This window comes from Thermolongibacillus altinsuensis, assembly GCF_004341205.1.
GTDB lineage: Bacteria > Bacillota > Bacilli > Bacillales > Anoxybacillaceae > Thermolongibacillus > Thermolongibacillus altinsuensis.
The window spans coordinates 48,704-71,375 of the sequence record NZ_SLUL01000004.1 but is presented as its reverse complement, the minus strand read 5'-3'; the positions used below and the strand labels follow the sequence as shown (position 1 = coordinate 71,375).

At 41.5% G+C, this 22,672-nt stretch carries 21 protein-coding genes and 1 other annotated feature; of the genes, 18 read left to right on the top strand and 3 right to left on the bottom strand.

All coding sequences use genetic code 11. The annotated features are described in order from the left end of the window. Positions 1-18: 18 nt before the first annotated feature. Complete coding sequence (locus tag EDD69_RS04585) at positions 19-831, bottom strand: undecaprenyl-diphosphate phosphatase (RefSeq protein ID WP_132947966.1); 813 nt, start codon at positions 829-831, stop codon at positions 19-21. 156 nt (positions 832-987) lie between these two features. Between EDD69_RS04585 and EDD69_RS04580 the strand changes: the two genes are divergently transcribed. Continuing rightward, the gene (locus EDD69_RS04580; protein ID WP_132947793.1) at positions 988-1,167 is read left to right on the top strand and encodes a YjzC family protein; all 180 of its coding nucleotides are present in this window, start codon (positions 988-990) and stop codon (positions 1,165-1,167) included. A 99-nt stretch (positions 1,168-1,266) separates the two neighbouring features. Then, the gene (gene clpB, locus EDD69_RS04575; protein ID WP_132947792.1) at positions 1,267-3,873 is read left to right on the top strand and encodes an ATP-dependent chaperone ClpB; all 2,607 of its coding nucleotides are present in this window, start codon (positions 1,267-1,269) and stop codon (positions 3,871-3,873) included. A 26-nt stretch (positions 3,874-3,899) separates the two neighbouring features. On the opposite strand, the gene EDD69_RS04570 is transcribed toward clpB, so the two are convergent. Next, the gene (locus EDD69_RS04570; protein ID WP_132947791.1) at positions 3,900-4,079 is read right to left on the bottom strand and encodes a YjzD family protein; all 180 of its coding nucleotides are present in this window, start codon (positions 4,077-4,079) and stop codon (positions 3,900-3,902) included. 162 nt (positions 4,080-4,241) lie between these two features. On the opposite strand from EDD69_RS04570, the gene EDD69_RS04565 reads away from it, so the two are divergent. From EDD69_RS04565 to EDD69_RS04510, 12 genes are all read left to right on the top strand, one after another. Beyond that, the gene (locus EDD69_RS04565; protein WP_132947790.1) at positions 4,242-4,955 is read left to right on the top strand and encodes an alpha/beta hydrolase; all 714 of its coding nucleotides are present in this window, start codon (positions 4,242-4,244) and stop codon (positions 4,953-4,955) included. A gap of 104 nt (positions 4,956-5,059) precedes the next feature. Beyond that, positions 5,060-6,016, top strand: coding sequence for a BMP family ABC transporter substrate-binding protein (locus EDD69_RS04560; RefSeq protein ID WP_132947789.1), 957 nt, complete (start codon positions 5,060-5,062; stop codon positions 6,014-6,016). A 117-nt stretch (positions 6,017-6,133) separates the two neighbouring features. Beyond that, positions 6,134-7,066 (top strand): beta-ketoacyl-ACP synthase III, encoded by a 933-nt coding sequence (locus tag EDD69_RS04555; protein WP_132947788.1) that lies wholly within the window; start codon positions 6,134-6,136, stop codon positions 7,064-7,066. Positions 7,067-7,118: 52 nt separating this feature from the next. Beyond that, complete coding sequence (gene fabF, locus EDD69_RS04550; protein ID WP_132947787.1) at positions 7,119-8,357, top strand: beta-ketoacyl-ACP synthase II; 1,239 nt, start codon at positions 7,119-7,121, stop codon at positions 8,355-8,357. 81 nt (positions 8,358-8,438) lie between these two features. After that, on the top strand, positions 8,439-9,212 hold the full coding sequence (locus EDD69_RS04545) for a DUF2268 domain-containing putative Zn-dependent protease (RefSeq protein WP_132947786.1): 774 nt from the start codon (positions 8,439-8,441) through the stop codon (positions 9,210-9,212). 127 nt (positions 9,213-9,339) lie between these two features. Beyond that, entirely contained in the window at positions 9,340-10,353 is a 1,014-nt protein-coding gene (locus tag EDD69_RS04540; protein ID WP_132947785.1) for an ABC transporter ATP-binding protein, read from the top strand. Beyond that, positions 10,353-11,324, top strand: a complete 972-nt coding sequence (locus EDD69_RS04535) for an ABC transporter ATP-binding protein (protein WP_279388131.1) — start codon at positions 10,353-10,355, stop codon at positions 11,322-11,324. The genes EDD69_RS04540 and EDD69_RS04535 overlap by 1 nt, the downstream gene beginning before the upstream one ends. A gap of 51 nt (positions 11,325-11,375) precedes the next feature. Then, the gene (gene opp4A, locus EDD69_RS04530; RefSeq protein ID WP_243643043.1) at positions 11,376-13,094 is read left to right on the top strand and encodes an oligopeptide ABC transporter substrate-binding protein; all 1,719 of its coding nucleotides are present in this window, start codon (positions 11,376-11,378) and stop codon (positions 13,092-13,094) included. Positions 13,095-13,124: 30 nt separating this feature from the next. After that, positions 13,125-14,090, top strand: a complete 966-nt coding sequence (gene opp4B, locus EDD69_RS04525) for an oligopeptide ABC transporter permease (protein ID WP_132947782.1) — start codon at positions 13,125-13,127, stop codon at positions 14,088-14,090. A 12-nt stretch (positions 14,091-14,102) separates the two neighbouring features. Further along, entirely contained in the window at positions 14,103-15,014 is a 912-nt protein-coding gene (opp4C, locus tag EDD69_RS04520) for an oligopeptide ABC transporter permease (RefSeq protein WP_132947781.1), read from the top strand. Positions 15,015-15,113: 99 nt separating this feature from the next. Then, positions 15,114-15,320: a YuzI family membrane protein gene (locus EDD69_RS04515; RefSeq protein WP_132947965.1), complete on the top strand. Its 207-nt coding sequence runs from the start codon at positions 15,114-15,116 to the stop codon at positions 15,318-15,320. A gap of 78 nt (positions 15,321-15,398) precedes the next feature. Then, positions 15,399-16,142, top strand: coding sequence for a YjbA family protein (locus tag EDD69_RS04510; RefSeq protein ID WP_132947780.1), 744 nt, complete (start codon positions 15,399-15,401; stop codon positions 16,140-16,142). 25 nt (positions 16,143-16,167) lie between these two features. Here EDD69_RS04510 and trpS read toward each other — a convergent pair whose 3' ends face one another. Continuing rightward, on the bottom strand, positions 16,168-17,160 hold the full coding sequence (gene trpS, locus EDD69_RS04505; RefSeq protein ID WP_132947779.1) for a tryptophan--tRNA ligase: 993 nt from the start codon (positions 17,158-17,160) through the stop codon (positions 16,168-16,170). Positions 17,161-17,210: 50 nt separating this feature from the next. After that, positions 17,211-17,446 (bottom strand) — a binding site (T-box leader). Positions 17,447-18,004: 558 nt separating this feature from the next. On the opposite strand from trpS, the gene EDD69_RS04500 reads away from it, so the two are divergent. The 4 genes from EDD69_RS04500 to EDD69_RS04485 all read left to right on the top strand — a co-directional run bounded on the left by EDD69_RS04500 (position 18,005) and on the right by EDD69_RS04485 (position 22,672). Next, complete coding sequence (locus EDD69_RS04500) at positions 18,005-19,648, top strand: peptide ABC transporter substrate-binding protein (RefSeq protein ID WP_132947778.1); 1,644 nt, start codon at positions 18,005-18,007, stop codon at positions 19,646-19,648. A gap of 89 nt (positions 19,649-19,737) precedes the next feature. Beyond that, positions 19,738-20,673, top strand: coding sequence for an ABC transporter permease (locus EDD69_RS04495; RefSeq protein ID WP_132947777.1), 936 nt, complete (start codon positions 19,738-19,740; stop codon positions 20,671-20,673). Positions 20,674-20,675: 2 nt separating this feature from the next. After that, positions 20,676-21,593, top strand: a complete 918-nt coding sequence (locus EDD69_RS04490) for an ABC transporter permease (protein WP_132947776.1) — start codon at positions 20,676-20,678, stop codon at positions 21,591-21,593. 11 nt (positions 21,594-21,604) lie between these two features. Then, complete coding sequence (locus EDD69_RS04485) at positions 21,605-22,672, top strand: ABC transporter ATP-binding protein (protein WP_132947775.1); 1,068 nt, start codon at positions 21,605-21,607, stop codon at positions 22,670-22,672.

Here is a 22,672-nt window from a genome sequence, read left to right as displayed (position 1 = left end):
TCTCGATGAGACAGCTTTTTACGTGAACAAAATAATGAGTGTGCCGGCAACAAAGCAATAGTATGCAAAGTATTTTAAATTTCCGCGCGCCATAATTCCCATAAACCAGCGCAAAGAATAGTAAGAAGCCACCAATGAGCCGATAAAAGCGAGCGTGTAAGGAAGCCAAAGCGTGCGTAAGTTTGAATCGGACAAAATATCAGAAAAGCTTAAAATCATTCCGCCTAAGCTGACTGGAATGTACAGTAAGAACGAAAAGCGAAGCGCAGTTTCTTGTCTCATGCCGAGCAGCATCGCAGCGACGATCGTCGCACCTGAGCGGCTAATTCCGGGGATGAGTGCGACCGCTTGCGCCAGTCCAACGATGACGGCATCTTTGAATGTTAATTCCCCATCGTTCTTTCGTCCGCGCAAGTTGCGAATGATCCATAATCCAATACCTGTAATGAGAAGGGTAAAGCCGAGGACTTGAATCGATTTAAAATATTCAGCAATCATGTCTTCAAATAGAACACCGATGACGCCGGCAGGAATCGTTCCGATGACTAAATAAAGAATAAAGCGAAAATCATCTTTCGCACTTTGTTCTCTTGCTGTGATGTAGCGTAAACCGTTTTTTGTTAAACGAAGCAAATCTTCGCGATAAATGATTAAAACCGCTAGGACCGAAGCGGTATTTACAAGCAACTCAAAGCTCATTCCTTCGATTTTTAAGCCGAGAAAATATTGTGCCAATACTAAATGGCCGCTTGAGGAAATCGGAATTGGTTCGGTAAAACCTTGAAAAATTCCTAAAAATAAATATTTTAACGCTAAGTATATCTTCTCCATTGATTCCATCATCCGTTCCTCCATATAAAAGGCTTCACATACTTCTATATTTAACTATACGAATTTCGCGTTGTAAACCATTTTTACTTATGAATTCAATCAAAGTGGACAAATTAATAAATGCCGTTCGATTTCGATATAAAGGGGGAAAAACGAATGGGCCAAAGCCGTCAGTTCCGACCGGGTCAAAAAGCCCCGAATAACGGAATTTACATTGAAATTGGCGAGACGGGCGATAGCGTCAAAAATCCGAAAAAATTGAAGCTAAAAGCAGGAGACCGTTTTCCAGAAACGTCGAATCATAATCGTTACTGGACGTATTTTCCGAAACCATAAGCCATCCTTTTAAAAGGATGGCTTTACAAGTTGGAGCGATTTGTTATAATAAACAACAGAAAAGGTCAAAAAAAGTCAAAGTCAAAAGGGGTGAGAGCGTTGAATATGAATCAAATGACGGAAAAAGTTCAAGAAGCGTTGATGAATGCGCAATCATTAGCGATGAAACATCAACATCAAGAAGTTGATACGGACCATCTTTTGCTGGCGCTTCTGGAACAACAAGACGGGCTAGCCCGCCGCATTTTTGAGCGGCTTTCCGTTTCGATCGATTCATTCATCAATGAATTACAAGCTTTACTAAAGAAAAAACCGCAAGTCGTTGGAGCGGGCGTAGAAGCTGGAAAAGTATATATTACTCACCACTTGCAGCAGCTGTTTATTCGCGCGGAGCAAGAAGCAAAGCGTTTACAAGATGAATATATTTCAGTCGAACATTTATTGCTTGCCTTAACGGATGAAAGCGAAAAGAGCGAAGTAAAAAGATTATTCGAGCGATATAAAATTGAACGGCAGGCGTTATTAAAAATATTAATGGAAATAAGGGGGAATCAACGCGTGACGAGTCCAAATCCGGAAGCTACATATGAAGCATTAAAAAAATATGGCCGCGATCTTGTCGCTGAAGTAAAAGCCGGAAAAATTGATCCTGTGATCGGCCGCGATAGCGAAATTCGCCGGGTCATTCGCATCTTGTCTCGTAAAACAAAGAACAATCCGGTATTGATCGGGGAACCTGGCGTCGGAAAAACAGCGATTGTCGAAGGATTAGCGCAGCGCATCGTTCGTAAAGATGTTCCTGAAGGATTAAAAGACAAAACCATTTTTGCATTAGATATGAGCGCCTTAATTGCAGGGGCCAAGTTTCGCGGTGAGTTCGAGGAACGATTAAAAGCGGTATTAAATGAAGTGAAAAAAAGTGAAGGCCGCATCATTTTATTTATCGACGAGTTGCATACGATTGTTGGGGCAGGCCGGACGGATGGAGCATTAGATGCAGGAAATATGCTCAAACCGATGCTTGCGCGCGGTGAATTGCATTGCATTGGTGCGACAACGCTTGATGAATATCGCCAATATATTGAAAAAGACCCTGCTCTTGAACGAAGATTTCAACAAGTGCTCGTCGAAGAGCCAACGGTTGAAGATACCATTTCCATTTTACGCGGCTTGAAAGAGCGCTTTGAAATTCATCATGGCGTTAATATTCATGACGGCGCTCTCGTGGCAGCAGCGACATTATCTGATCGTTATATTTCGGATCGCTTTTTGCCAGATAAAGCGATTGACTTAGTCGATGAAGCGTGTGCAATGATTCGCACAGAAATTGACTCGATGCCGACGGAATTAGATGAAGTGATGCGAAAAATGATGCAGCTAGAAATTGAAGAAGCTGCGTTGCGTAAAGAAAACGACGAAGCAAGTAAAGAACGGTTAGCGGCGTTAACGAAAGAATTAGCGAATTTGCGTGAAAAAGCAAATGCGATGAAAGCGCAATGGCAAAAAGAAAAAGAAGCCATTCAAAAAGTGCGTGAACTTCGAGAAGCATTGGAAAAAGCAAAACGTGAACTTGAGGAAGCAGAAAATGAATATGATTTAAACAAAGCAGCCGAACTTCGTCACGGGCGCATTCCGCAATTAGAAAAAGAACTAAAGCGTCTTGAGCAAGAGATGAGCGAATCGCAACAAGAGGGTCGTCTTCTTCGCGAAGAAGTGACAGAAGAAGAAATCGCGACGATCGTTTCAAAATGGACGGGCATCCCTGTTGCAAAGCTAGTGGAAGGAGAACGCGAAAAACTTTTACGCCTTCAAGATATTTTACATGAGCGCGTCATCGGTCAAGATGAAGCGGTTGAACTCGTGAGCGATGCGGTTCTTCGCGCGCGGGCAGGCATTAAAGATCCAAATCGACCAATCGGTTCGTTTATTTTCTTAGGACCGACGGGTGTCGGAAAAACGGAGTTAGCGAAAGCGTTAGCGCAAGCTTTATTTGATAGCGAAGATCAAATGATTCGCATTGATATGTCAGAATATATGGAAAAACATTCGGTTTCTCGTTTGATCGGTGCTCCTCCTGGTTATGTTGGCTATGAAGAGGGAGGACAGTTAACGGAAGCGGTCAGACGAAAACCATATTCCGTTATTTTGCTTGATGAAATTGAGAAAGCTCATCCAGAAGTGTTTAACATTTTATTGCAAATGCTAGACGACGGTCGAATTACCGATTCACAAGGACGTACCGTTGATTTTAAAAATACGGTTGTGATTATGACGTCCAATATCGGTTCACAATTTTTGCTTGAAGGAGTAACCGAAAATGGAGAAATGAAAGAAGAAGCGCGGGAGCAAGTGTTACAACAATTGCGGATGCATTTCCGGCCAGAGTTTTTAAACCGAATTGATGATATCATCTTATTTAAACCGTTGACAGCGAATGAAGTCAAAGGAATTGTGGATAAGTTAATGAAGGAATTGCAAAAACGTCTCGAAGACCGCCATATTTCGTTGAAATTGACAGAGGAAGCGAAGCAATATATCGCGACGCATGGATTTGACCCTGTTTATGGAGCGCGTCCATTAAAACGCTTTATCCAAAAACATATTGAGACGAAGCTAGCGCGTGAAATCATCGCTGGACATATCAAAGATTATAGCGAGGTAATCGTTGATTTAGAAAATGATCAGTTGGTTGTAAAAAAAGGATAAACGGACAAAAAGCCGTTTATCCTTTTTTAATGTTCAATCGGTTCGTTTGGAATGAGTTGGGCGATGGCTAAAATGAGAACGGTTGCAACAATCGCTAATGTCGAACCAGTAGCGAAGTGATATTCGAGTCCCTGCATGGAACTAACGACATATGTAACCATGTTAATCAACAAGAAAGTCCAAAAGAACGTCCAAAAAACGCGCACCGTCTTCCCTCCTATTCGTTAAAGCTCTTTTTTATCTTAACACAAATTAGAGTTAGGCGAAAATGAAAAATTATGACTTGGATAGGCATTGATCTAGTCAATTTGTTTTTTATTGGCATATTGTGTACTGTACAATTATGCGCTTAATAAGGGTGGACTAGTATGAAAATTAAGCAACGATTTTTCCAGTTGAGTGAACAATGGTGTGCCATTCACGTGCCAAAACGTCCAAACGGTTTTGCGTTGTTTATTTTAGGAGATGTTTCTCATTTCGTTGAAAGTAAAACGAGTTTATGGACGCAACACGCCGGAAAAAGAAGGATGTTACATGAGTTGTGCGAGTACGGTTACACGATTTTTTACTCTCATTTGTACGGCGCGAATTGGGGAAGCGAAAAAGCGGTTCAGTTAGCGAAACAGCTCATTCATTACGTCTTAAAAAGTGAAATTTTAAACAATCGCATTTATATTTTAGCGGAAGGAATGGGAGCGCTAGTGGCGTTGCGGTTAATGGATGAGATGACTGAAAAAATTCGCGCCGTTGCGATGCTCAATCCTTGTTTAAATTTGCAGGCACAACTTCAATATGAAAAGGAGAACAAATTTTTTTATAAACGCTTGCTTCAACAATTGAAACAAGCATATGAGTTAGAGGAAGAAGAGTTAAAATCGTGCCTTCCGTCTTTTTCAATGATGAAGGTAACAGTTCCAATCAAATTTTGGCAAATTTCAGGTGTTAACCAATACCCTCCTTCTCTTCATGCGCGAAAGTATGCGCAATTGCTTTCGATTCCGATTTCATATCACCTGCCTGAACGAAAATATCAATTTGCCCAAGCGATCGATGATTTTTATAAACGGTATAGTGAACTATAATCACTCCCCCTTGTACTGGCAAGGGGTGTTTTTTCTTTACCACTTTGGCAAGCATAGGTAAAATGAGATTGAAACCGTGTAGGCAAAGGAGTTGTTGTACATAGATGTGGAGGCCTTTAGCAATCATCGTTGTCTTATTCGCACTTATTTTCGCAGGATGCCAACCAATTCCAAGCGCAAGCGGACGGTTGCAAAAAGTCGGGTTGCTTGTTCCTGATACGGTCAATGATCAAGTATGGGGAACAAAAGGATATAAGGGATTGCTTGGCATTCAATCAAAATTTGATGTTGACGTGTTTTACAAAGAGGGGATGAATTCAAAAGCGGCTGTTCGCCAAGCGGTTGAAGAGTTTCAACATAAAGGCGTCAATTTAGTGTTCGGTCATGGAAGCGAATATGCCGAGTATTTCAATGAACTTGCTGATGAGTACCCAAACATGCATTTTGTTTGCTTTAATGGGGAAGCAAAGAAAAAAAATGTGACGAGTTTAAATTTTAAAGGGAATGCGATGGGCTTTTTCGGCGGAATGGTTGCGGGACATATGACAAAAACAAATAAAGTCGGTGTTATTGCTGCGTTTGAGTGGCAACCAGAGGTGAACGGTTTTTTTGAAGGAGCGTTGTATGAAAACGAAAAAGTCGATGTTAAGGTGCGCTTTGTTCAGCATTGGGATGATGTCGATGCAGCGCTAAAGGTTTTTGATGAAATGATCGCTGAAGGGGTCGATGTTGTTTATCCAGCAGGTGATGGGTTTAACGTTCCTGTCATTGAGAAAGCAAAAGAACATGGATTATACGCGATCGGCTACGTATCTGATCAAGCGGATTTAGGGAGATTGACCGTATTAACGAGCACGGTTCAACATGTCGATCGTCTTTATGAATTAGTGGCGGAACAATTTCAACGCGGAAAATTAAAATCTGGAAATTTATACTTTGATTTTGAAGATGGTGTTGTGACGTTAGGAAAATTTAGTCCGCTTGTCGATGAACCATTTCGAAAAAAAATTGAACAATACATCGAGCGTTATAAAAAAACGGGAAAATTGCCCAACGAATAAGGTGTCCTATTTTGCGGACACCTTTTGTCATGATTTTTGTATTGCATATGAGTCAAAAAGCGTTTAAAATTAGTACCAAGTAATAAAGTTTGATAATAGAAGGAGACGATACTCCAAATGAATGCAGGGATTATTGGGATTGGGCGTTATTTACCGGAACGAATCGTGACAAATAAAGATTTAGAGAAAATGATGGATACATCAGATGAGTGGATTCGTACGAGAACAGGAATTGAAGAAAGACGAATTGCCGACGAACATATAAATACGTCGGATATGGGCTATTTAGCTGCAAAGAAAGCGTTAGAAGATGCGCAAATTTCTCCGCATGATTTAGATCTCATTTTAGTGGCAACGGTCACTCCTGACCGATCGTTTCCGTCTGTTGCTTGCATGCTTCAAGAAAAATTAGGCGCTGTGAATGCAGCTGCATTAGATGTTAGCGCTGCCTGTGCAGGATTTATGTATGCAATGGTCACAGCGAAGCAATTTATTGAAACAGGAGCATATAAGTATATACTGGTCGTCGGCGTGGAAAAGCTCTCGAAAATTATGGATTGGAACGATCGCAATACGGCGGTTTTATTCGGAGATGGGGCTGGCGCTGTCGTCATGGGACCTGTTTCGGAAGGAAGAGGAATTATTTCGTTTGAGCTTGGGGCGGACGGAACGGGCGGAAAGTATTTATATCAAGATGACTATATTGTGATGAATGGTCGCGAAGTATTCAAATTTGCTGTTCGGCAGATGGGAGAATCATGCATTCGTGTACTTGAAAAAGCTGGATTGAAAAAAGAAGATGTCGACTTTCTCATTCCGCACCAAGCCAACATTCGCATTATGGAAGCAGCAAGGCAGCGTTTAGAGTTACCAGAGGAAAAGATGTCGATGACGGTCAAAAAATACGGAAATACGTCTGCGGCTTCTATCCCGATTTCGCTTGTGGAGGAGGTAGAAGCAGGAAAAATTAAAGACGATGACCTCGTGATTATGGTTGGTTTTGGTGGCGGATTGACGTGGGGAGCGATTGCGCTGCGCTGGGGAAGATGACAACCGTTATACTGATCCGTTATCATTAAAAGAAAAAGGGGTTGCAAATGTCATGAAAAAAAGAAGGGTCGTTGTCACGGGATTAGGAGCGGTGACACCGCTTGGGAACGATGTCGAAACGACATGGAAAAATATTGTCGCTGGTCAATCAGGAATTGGCCCGCTTACACGCTTGAATCCAGACGATTTTCCTGCAAAAGTGGCTGCGGAAGTCAAAGATTTTCAAGTAGAAAATTATATAGATAAAAAAGAAGCGCGCAAAATGGATCGCTTCACTCAATACGCAGTTGCGGCTTCATTGATGGCTGTAAAAGATGCCAATCTTGAAATTACAGAAGAAATCGCTCCGAGAGTAGGAGTGTGGATCGGTTCGGGAATTGGCGGAATGGAAACATTCGAGGAACAAATGAAAATTTTCCTTGAAAAAGGATACCGTCGCGTCAGCCCGTTTTTTGTGCCAATGATGATTCCGGATATGGCTTCCGGGCAAGTATCGATTATTCTTGGAGCGAAAGGAATCAATACGTGCACGGTAACGGCTTGCGCAACGGGAACCAACTCGATCGGAGACGCGTTTAAGGTGATCGAGCGCGGCGATGCGGACGTGATGATTACAGGCGGAGCTGAAGCGCCGTTAACGAATATGTCGTTTGCCGGATTTAGCGCGGCCAAAGCGCTCTCTTTCAACCCAGATCCAAAAACAGCATGCCGCCCGTTTGATAAAGATCGCGACGGGTTTGTGATGGGAGAAGGTGCAGGCATTCTCATTCTTGAAGAATTAGAACACGCCTTAAAACGCGGAGCGAACATTTATGCTGAAATTGTCGGATACGGAGCGACAGGAGATGCCTATCATATTACCGCGCCGGCTCCTGGAGGAGAAGGCGGTGCGCGTGCGATGAAACAAGCGCTTTCCGATGCCGGATTAAAGCCGGAAGACATCGATTACATTAATGCGCATGGAACGAGCACAGAATATAACGACAAATACGAAACGATGGCGATTAAAGAAGTGTTTGGTGAACATGCGTATAAATTGGCCGTAAGCTCAACCAAATCGATGACGGGGCATTTGCTTGGAGCAGCAGGAGCGGTTGAGGCAATCTTCTCCGTATTAGCGATTAAAGATGGCGTTATTCCGCCAACGATCAATTACCAAACTCCAGATCCGGAATGTGATTTAGATTACGTTCCGAATGTGGCGCGCAAACAAAACGTTCGAACTGTATTAAGCAACTCGCTTGGATTTGGCGGACATAACGCAACGATTATTTTCAAAAAGTATGAATAAAGGGTTGGCGATTAACGCCGGCCCTTTTTCACATTTCTTCTCTTTCTTTCGTAAAATGCGAAAAAAGAAAGGAAGAGGCCAATGGGAATTGTTGAAACAAACAGATGGTTTGAACAGCGGGCGAACGATCATGCGCATCTTTTTGAAAAACTTCGTTCGTTTTCAGCAGGGAGCGATCCGGTTGATTTTTATTTGCATTTAGTGAAATACGGAATGCATCGGCGGATGGATGGTGTTGAAGAAATTGTGAAACAAATGAAAGAAAAAAAGATTTGGGAAATGGTTGGCCGTGATTTTCAACAATTAAAACAAAAATGGAATGGACCCGATGTACCGATTTTAATCTTTCCAGCTGATTGGACAAATGCAAAACTTCACCGTGAATTTAATGGAAAATCAGGGCTTGCCTTTAAAGACAAATTATTTTTATTTTTCTTGCCGCACCATACAAAAGAAGAAATAGGGGCTGTTCTTACGCATGAATATAACCACGTTTGCCGTCTTCACTATGACCCAAAAGATGAAAAAGATTATACGATTATCGATTCCATTGTTTTAGAAGGATTAGCAGAAAACGCGGTGTATGAACGTTTTGGCGAACGGCATGTAGCCAAATGGACCACATACTATAACGAAACACAATTGCGCTCGTTTTGGCAAAAATGGATCGTGCCTAATAAAAAGGTGAAAAAAGATCATCCGCTTTACCGATCGCTTATGTACGGATCATTCTTTTACCCGAAAATGCTTGGCTATGCGGTCGGGTATGCCATCGTTAAAGAACGATTAAAAGAGAAAAAAATGAATGAACTGTTCACAATGAAATCAGAAGAAATTTGCGAAAATCACCTCTAGAAGGTGATTTTTTGTTTTGATTTTTTTGAATTGTCTTGAAAAATAAAAGAGATTGTAATACTATTTTTATACAAATGCGTAATATTACATTTTTATCTATTAATAGAAATAGAAGGTAGTGAGAGGTATGAGTGAAAGAGATGTTTCTGCTTTGCTTGAAGTGAAAGATTTAGAAACCTCTTTTTTAATCAACGGCAAATATTACAATGCAGTCGATGGGGTGTCACTGCGAGTGAACCGGAAACAAATCGTCGGAATTGTTGGCGAATCTGGATGCGGAAAAAGCGTCATGTCTTTATCGATTATGAATTTATTGCCGAAAAATATAAGCCGAATTCGCCGCGGTGAAATCGTTTTTGAAGGAAAACGAATCGATCATTTAGGAGAAGAGGAACTCAATCGGATTCGCGGAAAAGAAATGGCAATGATTTTTCAAGAGCCAATGACATCATTAAACCCTGTTTTTACGATCGGCTCACAAATTGCAGAAGTGTTTTTTACCCATACGAACCTATCAAAAAAGGAAGCCCGTCAAAGAAGCATTGAATTGTTAAGAAGCGTAGGGATTGCTCGTCCTGAATCGGTAGTAAACGAATATCCTCATCAGCTTTCCGGTGGAATGAGGCAAAGGGTGATGATTGCGATGGCGATTGCCTGTCGTCCGAAATTGCTGATTGCTGATGAGCCAACGACTGCTTTAGACGTAACTGTTCAAGCGCAAATTCTTGAATTATTAAAAGACATTCAAGCGACGAATGAGATGGCCGTTATGCTTATTACGCATGATTTAGGTGTTGTTGCTGAAATGTGTGATGAGGTCATCGTGATGTACGCAGGAAAGATTGTGGAACGGGCGGATGTTCACTCTCTTTTTTATCATCCAAAACATCCTTATACAAAATTGCTGATGGAGTCGATTCCGCGAATGGATCGGGAAGTTGAAACGTTGAGTTCGATTCGCGGGATTGTTCCTTCTCTTGCACAAATGCCGAGAAGCGGTTGTCGTTTTGCTGAACGTTGTCCAAAAGCGATGCCAGAATGCAAGATTGTAACGCCAAAGCTGACCGAACACTCTCCGGGTCACGAGGTTGCTTGTTTGCTTTATGAAGAAAGCGTACCCGTTCATGAGGTGATGAAATGATGGCAAGTAACGACGTTTTGCTGAAAGTCGAGCGATTAAAAACATATTATCCCATTAAAGGAGGATTTCTTCGCCGAACCATCGGTTTTGTAAAAGCCGTTGATGATGTTTCATTTGAAATCAAAAGCGGGGAAACATTGGGATTGGTAGGGGAATCGGGATGCGGGAAATCAACAACCGGACGCACTATTTTAAGACTTCTTAATCCGACTGATGGATCGATTACATTTGATGGAAAAGATATTACTTTTTTAAAAGGAAAAGAATTGCGGAAGATGCGGAAGCATTTTCAAATGGTTTTTCAAGACCCTTATGCTTCTTTAAATCCGATGCAAATGGTCGGCGATATCATCTCAGAACCTATTCGTAATTATACCGGCCGTTCAATGAAAGAAGTAAAAGAGGAAGTGTTCGATCTTTTAGAAAAAGTCGGTTTACCTCCTGATGCTTATTATCAATACGCTCACCAATTTTCGGGAGGGCAACGGCAGCGAATCGGCATTGCTCGCGCATTGGCGCTAAAGCCAAAACTTGTGGTCGCGGATGAACCCGTTTCTGCTCTCGATGTATCCGTTCAATCACAAGTATTGAATCTCCTCAAAGAACTGCAGAAAGAATTTTCCCTCACGTATTTATTTATTGCTCACGATTTAAGTGTTGTGAAACATATGAGCGATCGCATTGGTGTCATGTATTTAGGCAATCTTGTTGAAATTGCTGATAAAAACAGCTTATATGCCCATCCTTTTCATCCATACACCCAAGCGCTCATCTCGGCTATTCCAACGCCTGATCCTCATAAGAAAAAAGAGCGAATCGTTTTGCAAGGCGATGTTCCGAATCCGATCAACCCTCCGAAAGGATGCCCTTTTCACACGCGATGCCCAGTTGTTAAAGCGGAATGCAAAGAAGTGAAACCGGTTTTAAAGGAGGTGAGAGCCGGACATCAAGTCGCATGTCATTTATATTGATCCGTCGGTGCAAATGTTTTTTCGAATGACCGATTGATGAGGGGGAAAATGATGAAAAAAAGATGGTTTCCGCTCGTTTCGTTCGTGATGATTCTATCGTTGTTTTTGGCTGCATGTAGCGGAAATAAACAACAAACGTCTACGCCAAAAAATGATTCGAATGGTGAAGCAACGTCTGAACCGAAAGCAGGAGGAGTTGTTACCTATGCGGTCGATCAGGCTCCAGAAGGGTTTTTTGATCCTGCATTCTCAGGAAGTTTCATTGATAGCGAAGTACAGAAGTTTATGACCGAAGATATTTACAAAGTGGATGACAATTTGAAATACGTTCCGAACTTAGCCACTTGGGAAATTAGCGAAGATAAAAAAACGTATACATTTAAATTAAAGCAAGGAGTAAAATGGCATAACGGTGAAGAATTGACGGTCGAAGATTGGAAATATGCATTAGAAGTGCTTGCGCATCCGGATTACGATGGTCCTCGATTCAATTATGTTGAAAACATCGTTGGAGCGAAAGAAATGAAAGAAGGGAAAGCGGATCATATTTCCGGAATTGAAGTGATTGATCCGTATACGATGAAAATTACGTTCAACGAAGTGCGCATTAACAACCTTGAAAATTTGTGGCCGACGCCAATGCCGCGCAAACATTACGAAGGAATTGCGGTAAAAGATTTATCCAAATCCGATCAAGTTCGCAAAAATCCGGTAGGGTTAGGACCGTTTAAAGTAAAATCAATGAAGCCGGGAGAGTATATCGAATTTGAACGCTTTGATGATTATTGGCAAGGAAAGCCGCTATTAGACGGCGTTGTGGTAAAGGTGATTGATCCGTCTGTGGCGGCAGGGGCTTTAGAAAAAGGAGAAATTGATTTACTGGCTATTCGTCCGGCGGATTTAGAACAAGTAAGCAAAATTCCTCACGTTCGCGTTGAGGAGGCGAATGGCGTTTCTTATTCTTACGTTGGTTTGCGCTTCGGTCACCGCGATCAAAAGGCGATGAAAAGCGTAGCGGATTTTGAAAAATTTAAAGACCAAAACTTGCGCCATGCATTGCTTTATGCGATCAATCGCGATGCGTTAGTAAATGCGTATATGGCTGGAAAAGCAAAAGTGACAAACACGGTGATTCCATCCACATTCTGGGTAGCTGCCGATCCGAAAGAATTAAACGATTACAAATACGATCCAGAGAAAGCAAAGAAGTTATTGAAAGAAGCTGGGTACGTTGATAAAGATGGGGACGGCTTTGTCGAAGATCCATCTGGCAAAAAGTTTACGATTTCTTTTGGGCATTATGCCGGTCCAGCTACGTTTGAAGGAAGGGCACAAGCGATTATTCAAAGCTGGAGAGATATTGGCATTGATGCAAAGCTAGCAACGGGTTCTTTAATTGAATTTAATTTGTATAACGAGATGAAAGATAACGATGATCCTTCTTTGGAAGCTTTCTTCGGCTCTTGGTATGTCGGGGCAGATCCAGATCCGACAGGGCTTTGGGGTTCTCACGCTGAGTGGAACTACGGACGTTACGTTGATGAAGAAGGCGATGCGCTTATTAAAGAAACATCAAGCGAAAAGGCATTTGATGATGCATATCGCAAAGAAGCATTTGTGAAGTGGCAAAAGCATTTCAATGAAAAGCTATGGGCATTGCCATTATGGGAAGTTATTGATTTGTATGCGGTCAACAACCGTTTACAAGGTGTGCACATTAACGCATTAACCTCGTTAAATGATGTTCATAAATGGTATGTTGCCGAGTAAGACAGTTTTTTAGATAAGGAGAAATGTAGCATGCTTCAATATACGATTCGAAGATTGTTAGGAATGATCCCGATGCTTCTCCTTATCTCCTTCGTGGTGTTCACCCTGGCAAAGATGATGCCAGGGGACCCATTCGGGGGAGAGATCGATCCGACGCGGACCGACCCGAAATACATTGAAGAGATGAGGGAAAAACTCGGATATAACGATCCGATTTACGTTCAATATTGGCGCTGGATTACAAAGTTTCTTCAAGGAGATTTTGGAATTTCAACAACACATAAAATGCCTGCATCTGAAATTATTATGGAACGCATTCCAAACACACTTCTTCTTGCTGTTACGTCGCTGGTCATTACGTACGTGTTTGCCTTTTTTATGGGGATGTATGCAGGGAGAAAACCATATACGATTAGCGATCATGTCATTGCTGGATACAATTATATCGCTTTAGCTGTTCCATCATTTGTCGCTGCCATTGTTGCGATTTATTTCTTTTCATTTAAATTGAATTTATTTCCATATAGCGGTTCCGTCGCCATCGGTTTGCAGCCTGGAACATGGGAGTATTATGTCAGTCGATTGCATCACGTGGCGTTGCCGGCTCTTGTGTTAGGGTTGATGTCAACGGCATCTTACACGCAGTTTTTGCGCAATGACATCATTGAAAATAGCCGTAAAGACTATGTTCGGACAGCTCGAGCAAAAGGGGTAAAGGAATCAAAAATTTATAACAAACATATTTTGCGTAATTCGATGATTCCGTTAGTCACTTTTTTAGGATTTGATCTCGTTACGCTTGTCAGTGGAGCGGTCATTACTGAAACGATTTTCACGTATCCAGGGCTCGGGCAGCTGTTTTTGCAATCAGTTGCAACTCGTGACTATGCAGTCGTCATGTCGATTACCATGTTGCTCTCCATTTTTACGTTGCTTGGCAACTTGATTGCGGATCTTTTATACGGAATTGTAGATCCGCGAATTCGTCTAGAGTAAGGGGGGAGAACGATGGAAGTCGTAACGAATAAAAACGATGCGGAACGAAAGATCGCTTCTCAGTCCAATCATTCCCCTTGGGCGCTGGCACGAAAAAAGTTTATTCGCAATAAGCTGGCGATGGTTAGCTTGAGTTTCCTTATGCTGCTCAGTTTGTTATCCATATTAGCTCCTTATATTTTAAACGTGGACATTGCTCGCGTTGATTTTTTAAATATTAATCTTCCGCCATCTTCGGAACATTGGTTTGGAACTGATAGCAACGGAAGAGATGTATTTGCTCGAACGCTTTATGGTGGACGAGTTTCGCTGCTTATTGGCTTAGCGAGCACGCTTTGTGTCACATTGATTGGCACAATCATAGGAGCGATTGCGGGGTATGTTGGCGGGAAGATCGATCAATTTCTTATGAGATTAACGGATTTTGTGCTTACTTTTCCGTTTACTGTATTTGTTGTGGTTTTAAACACCATTTTAATTGGGAAAGTTTCAGGGGTATGGACTTTAATTATGGTTATTAGTTTATTGTCATGGGGCGGAACGGCACGAATCGTTCGCAGTAAAATTTTAGCCGAAAAAGAAAACGAATACATTTTAGCAGCTATTTCGGTTGGCTGTTCACCTTTTAAAGTGATTGCGAAGCACCTTTTGCCCAACGTTGCTTCCACTATTATTGTTCAAGCCTCTTTATTAATGGCGGTTATGATTGTCGTTGAATCTTCACTGAGCTTTATTGGGTTCGGTGTTCCAGCGGATACCCCAAGTTGGGGCAATATGTTATCGGAGGCCCGAAATTCAGATGTCTTACAAAACAAACCTTGGATTTGGGTTCCGCCATGCTTAGCAATCACGTTCACCATTTTATCGATTAACTTTGTTGGAGAAGGATTAAAAGATGCGTTTAATCCAAAATCAAATCGATGAAAAGGCTATCTCCCGAAGTAAAGGGAAGATAGCCTTTTTTGTCATCGTTTTCAGTTCAATCAATATATTGTTAATAATGGACAAGGGGGATGAAAAATGATGCGCTTATTTTTTTATTTGCTTGGATTCGGCATGGCTGTGGTCGGCGGAGTGACATCGATTGCTTATTTAAATTTAGTAACAGAACGAACAGATTGGAAAGAATATGTATTGTTTGTTAGTACTCGGATTGAATGTTACCTGCTTCCGATCGGTCTTTTGGTTGCATGGTTAAGCATTTATTTTCCATTTCACGATGATGGATGAAATTAGGAGGAAATGGAATAAAATATCTTTTCTCTGCCTATACTGATGGACAAATAGTACCGAAGTGAGGGGTATCGTATGTTATATCTTCATGACGTGTGGGTCAATTGGTTTGAAGGGGAAGAAAATGGATATAACGTCTGCCATTTTCATGAATGGAGAAAAGATGATGCCGTTGAACTTTTAGATCAAGTTCCATTAATTAAAGTATCGTCTCGTTTGCTCGATTACTTAGAAAATAGTTTGTCGGAAATTCCAAAAACGCTGCTCGATGAAGTATATCAAAAAGCATTTGTGCGGAAAAATCATGAAAGAATCCAACTGGACTATTGCTTTGTTGCAACAGATGGGGCGGGAATTATCGCCATCGATACGATCGGTTATCATATTCCGATCCGCAAAAGCAGGCTCATTCCAAGGCAAGAACAGTTAGTGTATGAAATGGCGGCTGATCAAGAAGAGCGCACGTATTCATTCCATCCATTAGAAACAAAGCACCACCATATTTTATCACCAGCTCCGCAACTAATGAACGGGTTAACGCGGAAAGAGCGGCAACTGAAGCAACTTTTATTTATGGCGCTCGATCAGCTGTACGCAACGAAAAATGTCGCAGAAGTTCGCTACTGGTATACGGAATGGGCGCCGGAAAAATATGTGGATATTCAAAAAATGTCATTTGAGGAAGTATGGAGAAATTTATATGAAGAAACGAAATACGGGTGGACGGAACGGCATATGCAACTGTGCGAAAACTTGATTAAAGGGCAACCGTTTTTCGAAAAGTTATGGGAAATGGAACAAGAGCCGAAAGTAAATTAAGCAAGCCAAAATTTGGCTTGCTTTTTTAACGTCTTCTTTTTCTTCCAAGTCCAATGGCGTTTTCCATTTTCTTCAACATTTTGCTTGCTACCTTATTCGCTTTTTCTGCTCCTTCATCTAAAATATCATCGAGCTTCTCGCTTTCAATTAACTCGTAATACTTTTCTTGAATCGGAGTAAGAGTAGAAATAACGACTTCTGCTAAATCGGCTTTAAATTCTCCATACCCTTTGCCCGCATATTGTTGTTCTAATTGTTCAATGGATTGGTTCGATAAGATAGAATAAATGGCTAATAAATTCGAGATGCCCGGTTTGTTTTCTTTATCATACTTAATGATTCCGTCTGAATCGGTAACGGCGCTTTTAATTTTCTTTTCGATCGTTTTGGCATCGTCGAGCAACGTAATAAATGATTTTGGATTTGGATCGGATTTGCTCATTTTTTTCGTTGGATCGGTTAATGACATGATGCGTGCTCCGATTTTTGGAATGCGCGCTTCCGGAATGGTGAAAATTTCTCCGTATCGTTTATTAAAGCGTTCGGCTAAATCGCGAGTCAGTTCAATATGCTGCTTTTGGTCTTCGCCGACTGGGACAATATCCGTGCTGTATAACAAAATATCGGCAGCCATGAGAGGCGGATACGTGAGCAATCCTGCGCTGACCGCTTCTTTTCCTGCAGACTTATCTTTAAATTGTGTCATTCGCTCCAATTCCCCGATGTAAGCGATGCATTGTAAAATCCATCCTGCTTGCGCATGCGCTGGTACTTCTGATTGGATAAATAACGTTGATTTGTTTGGATCGATGCCGACCGCTAAGTAAAGCGCAGCTAAACTGCGAATATTTTTACGCAATTGCAAGCGATCTTGCGGCACGGTAATCGCATGTTGATCGACGATGCAAAAATAGCAGTTGTAATCATGCTGCAACTCAACGAATTGCTTCATCGCTCCGATGTAGTTGCCAAGCGTAATCACACCGCTTGGTTGAATGCCAGAGAAAATCGTTTTCATGCTTTCACTCCTTTGCTTTTTTAAAAATAAAAAAAGCCCATTCCGTCGTTGTTAGGGACGGTTTGGACCGCGTTGCCACCCTAGTTATTGTACAATGTACAATCACTTTGGTCCATGTGTCAGCAGCACATGGCGTCTTTGTAACGCAAGACGAAACGTCCAAGCCTACTGCTATTTCAGCTTGAATGCTCGAAAGCCCATTCCATATAACTAGCGACTTGTTCGCACCGTCCACAAGTTCTCTGAACGCATCGTTATATGTACTATTCTTTCTCATTGCATCATAATTTTATACTGAATGTTACATGTTATTATACAATTAGTTTGCTTGTTTTTGCAATGAATAAACGGCATTTTTCCCGCTTCTCCCAATGTGTTGTCATGATGTCGAATTATTCACAAAAAACTGTTTAATGAAGCAAATTTGATAAATTTAAAAATTTGTTCTTGTCATCTGTTGAAAAATGAAATAAAATCTTCAAGCGTAGACAATATTAGTTTATTAACATAGTATATTCAAAAAAATAATCTTCAAAGTTTTCTTGCAATAAATTTTTAAACTATTTATAATAAGCTTAACAAACAGATATTTTAACAAATTTTTAACATTTACTTAACAATCGCTCACAATTTGTAGAGAAGCAGGCAAAACTCTTTACATTCTTTACATAAAGAGTTGCCATCTTTAGATATTTTTCAGAAATATTTAAATATTTATTAAACAGAAAAGTCAGACTATTTAGTAAAAAGACTTATTTCTGCAAATTGGAGCGGTTGGAAGGTAAATGTTCGGTTTGTTGAAATGCTGTTTGTTAAAATAATAAACATTTAGGGGGGAAAACCATTGAAGAAAAGACTGTCACTTTTATTTAGCCTTATGTTAGTGTTAAGTCTTTTCCTCGCAGCGTGCGGTGGATTTAACAAAAAGGAAGAAACCGCTGGCGATCAAGCAGGAGAAGACAAAAAAGCGGATGTTCCGCAAGAATTACGTGTAAACATTAACACAGAGCCGTTCTCTCTGCATCCGGGCTTAGCGAACGACTCAACTTCTGGTGCTGTATTACGCCAAACATTTGAAGGACTAACAGTCATTAAAGACGGTAAACCTGAACCTGCGATGGCGGAAAGCTACGAAGTTTCAGATGACTTAACAACATACACATTCAAATTGCGCGATGCAAAATGGACAAACGGCGATCCTGTGACAGCGCACGACTTCGAGTATGCGTGGAAATGGGCGCTTGATCCGAAAAACCAAGCTCAGTATGCTTATCAGCTTTACTATATTAAAAACGGTCAAGCGTTTAACGAAGGAAAAGCAAAAGCGGAAGATGTCGGCGTTAAAGCGCTTGACGACAAAACATTGCAAGTTACGCTTGAAAACCCAACACCTTACTTCTTAGAGTTAACAGCATTCTATACGTACTTTCCGGTAAACAGCAAAATCGCTCAGAAAAACCCAGATTGGTACAAAAATGCTGGTCCAGACTATACGTCAAACGGACCGTTCAAAATGGTATCTTGGGAGCATAACAACAAAATCGTTCTTGAAAAGAACGAAAACTACTGGGATGCTGACAATGTAAAATTAACAAAAATTGAAATGTTCATGGTTAACGATCCGAACACAGAACTTTCTATGTTCAACAACGGCGAGTTAGACTGGGCAGGTTCACCAACAGGATATTTACCAACAGATGCGCTGCCGAAGTTAAAAGAGGAAGGAAAGTTACACGTACAACCAATTGCGGGTACGTACTGGTACAAGTTTAATACGGAAAAGCCGCCGTTGAACAACGTCAACATTCGTAAAGCACTCACATACGCAATCGACCGTAAAGCGATTGTCGAAAACATTACAAAAGGTGAACAAATTCCAGCGATGGCCGCTGTGCCGCCAACCATGTTCCCTGAAAACGAAAAAGGATACTTCAAAGATAACGATGTTGAAAAAGCAAAAGAGCATTTGAAAAAAGGTCTTGAAGAGCTTGGCTTAAAAGATGTGAAAGATTTACCGCCACTTACACTATCGTTTAACACAAATGAAGCACATGCGAAAATTGCTCAAGCCATCCAAGATATGTGGAAGAAAAATTTAGGCATCGAAGTGAAACTTGAAAACGCTGAATGGAACGTTTATATTGACAAGTTACACTCTGGCGACTATCAAATCGGCCGTATGGGCTGGTTAGGCGACTTTAACGATCCAATTAACTTCTTAGAGTTGTATCGCGACAAAGAAGGCGGTAACAACGATACAAACTGGGAGCATCCAAAATTTAAACAATTGCTTATTGACTCTCAAAAAGAAGCAGATCCAGAAAAACGTAAACAAATGTTAAAAGAAGCAGAAGCGATTTTAATGGATGAGCTTCCAATCGCACCAATCTACTTCTACACAAACACTTGGGTGCAAAAAGAAAACTTAAAAGGTGTAGAAGTGTCAGGTCTTGGCGATGTTCTATTTAAGTGGGCATATTTTGAATAAGATGGCAAACGATGAAGGTATATGGGAAAATTCCCGTATACCTTCATTTCACGATACAGGTGAATTTGTAAAAAATGGAGGTGGCCAACGTGCTCAAATATATAGGCAGACGCTTGCTCTATATGTTGTTATCGCTCTTTTTAATCATTACAGCTACGTTCTTTTTAATGAGAGCGGCGCCGGGAGGACCTTTCTCTGGTGAGAAACAGCTTCCGCCGGAAATTGAGAAAAATTTAAATGAATTTTATGGACTCGATCGCCCTTGGTATGAACAATATTTTGATTATTTAATTTCCATTGCCCAATGGGATTTTGGTCCGTCCTTTAAGTATAAAGGCCAAACGGTGAATGACTTAATTAATAATGGCTTTCCTGTTTCTTTCTTCTTAGGAATGGAAGCTTTATTTATTGCTGTTGGACTTGGTATTTTACTAGGAATTATTGCCGCGCTGAACCATAACAAATGGCAAGATTACGGTGCGATGGTTTTTGCGGTCATGGGAATTTCCGTACCGAGCTTTATTATGGCATCATTTTTACAGTATGTACTAGCAATTAAGCTTGGGTTATTTCCAGTTGCTCGTTGGGAATCGTTTATGCATTCGGTTTTGCCAGCATTGGCATTGGCAACGACGCCGATGGCATTTATCGCACGTCTTACCCGTTCAAGCATGCTTGAAGTATTAAGCAACGATTATATTCGCACGGCGAAAGCGAAAGGTTTATCGAAATTCCAAATTACCGTTCGCCATACGATTCGAAATGCGTTATTGCCTGTTGTTTCTTACTTAGGTCCATTGTCTGCACAAATTTTAACAGGCAGTTTCGTCATTGAGAAAATTTTTGGTATTCCAGGTTTAGGAAGCCATTTCGTTTTAAGTATTTCCAACCGTGACTATACGACGATTATGGGGGTTACGGTCTTTTACGGCATCATCTTGTTATCCGCGATGTTGTTAGTCGATATCGCTTACGGATTGATTGATCCTCGTATTAAATTAGCCGGTGGGAAGAAAGGAGAGTAACTATGCAGCAAATTCCGAAAGAAATGTTTCAGCCTGCATCGGTTGATTTAAGTGAAGCGGAAAAAATTTCGAAGCCTAGTCTTTCGTTTTGGAAAGATGTTTCCATCCGTTTTCGTAAAAATAAGTTGGCGATGTTCGGCCTCGTTTTGCTTATCATTCTGATCTTTATGGCTATTTTCGGTCCGATGATGACTCCGTACGATTATCGTACAAACGATCTAATGAATACGAACCAACCGCCGTCTGCTGAACATTGGTTTGGTACAGATGAGCTAGGACGCGATATTTTTGCACGTACATGGTACGGGGCGCGTATTTCATTATTTATCGGTGTTGCCGCAGCACTGATCGACTTGTTTATCGGCGTATTGTGGGGAGGTTTTGCCGGATTTCGCGGCGGTAGAACAGACGAAGTGATGATGCGCATTGCCGATATTTTGTGGGCGATCCCTTATTTGCTTTTAGTTATTTTGTTAATGGTTGTTTTAGAGCAAGGTTTAGGCACGATGATTTTAGCAATGACCATTACCGGATGGATTAACATGGCGCGTATCGTTCGTGGACAAGTCCTTCAGTTAAAAAACCAAGAATACGTGTTAGCAGCGCAAACATTAGGAGCGAGCACGGCGCGCATTATGTTCAAACATTTGATTCCAAACACGATGGGTCCAATCCTTGTTACGATGACGTTAACCGTTCCATCTGCAATCTTTACAGAAGCGTTTTTGAGCTATTTAGGTTTAGGGGTTCCACAACCGCTCGCAAGTTGGGGGACAATGGCATCTGACGGCGTACAAGCGCTGCAATATTATCCTTGGCGTCTATTCTTCCCGGCGACGATGATCTGCTTAACGATTTTTGCGTTTAACGTCGTTGGAGATGGTTTGCGCGATGCATTAGATCCAAGACTGCGTAAGTAAGGGGTGAGGACATGGAAAAGTTGCTTGAAGTGAAAAATTTAGAAGTATCGTTCCAAACGTATGGCGGGGAGGTGCATGCGGTTCGCGGGGTGAGCTTCCACGTCAATAAAGGGGAAACGCTGGCGATTGTGGGGGAGTCTGGTTCTGGAAAAAGCGTGACGTCTCAAGCGATTATGCGTTTGATTCCTACGCCGCCAGGCAAAATTAAAAACGGACAAATTTTATTTAATGGCGAAGATCTCGTTCAAAAAACGGATAAAGAAATGGAAGAAATTCGCGGGCGAGATATCGGAATGATTTTCCAAGATCCGATGACTTCATTAAACCCGACGATGAAAGTCGGACGTCAGATTATGGAAGTTCTCATCAAACATCAAAAAATGTCTCATGCGGCTGCAAAAGAGCGCGCAATTGAATTATTGCGTCTCGTCGGAATTTCAATGCCTGAAAAACGCGTGAATCAATATCCGCATGAATTTAGCGGCGGAATGAGACAACGGGCGATGATCGCGATCGCTTTAGCATCGAATCCAAAGCTGCTCATTGCTGATGAACCGACGACGGCATTAGATGTAACGATTCAAGCGCAAATTTTAGAGTTGATGAAAGATTTACAGAAAAAATTGGGTACATCCATCATTTTTATTACGCACGATTTAGGCGTTGTGGCCAACATGGCGGATCGCGTCGCTGTGATGTACGCCGGGAAAATTGTAGAAATGGGAACAGTGGATGAAATTTTCTACGACCCGCGCCATCCGTATACATGGGGCTTGCTTGCGTCCATGCCAAGCTTAGATAGCGATGATAAGAAAGAGTTGGCAGCGATTCCTGGTTCACCGCCAGATTTAACAAATCCGCCAAAAGGGGATGCGTTTGCACCGCGCAATCCATATGCGATGCGAATCGATTTCGAACAAGAACCGCCGATGTTTAAAATATCTGACACGCATTATGCTGCGACATGGTTGCTTCATCCAGATGCACCAAAAGTGGAGCCGCCAGAAGCGGTGAAAAAACGTTTGCGCAAACTCTCCTCCAATTATGAAAAACCGATCCTTGTAAAGGAGAGTGAGTAA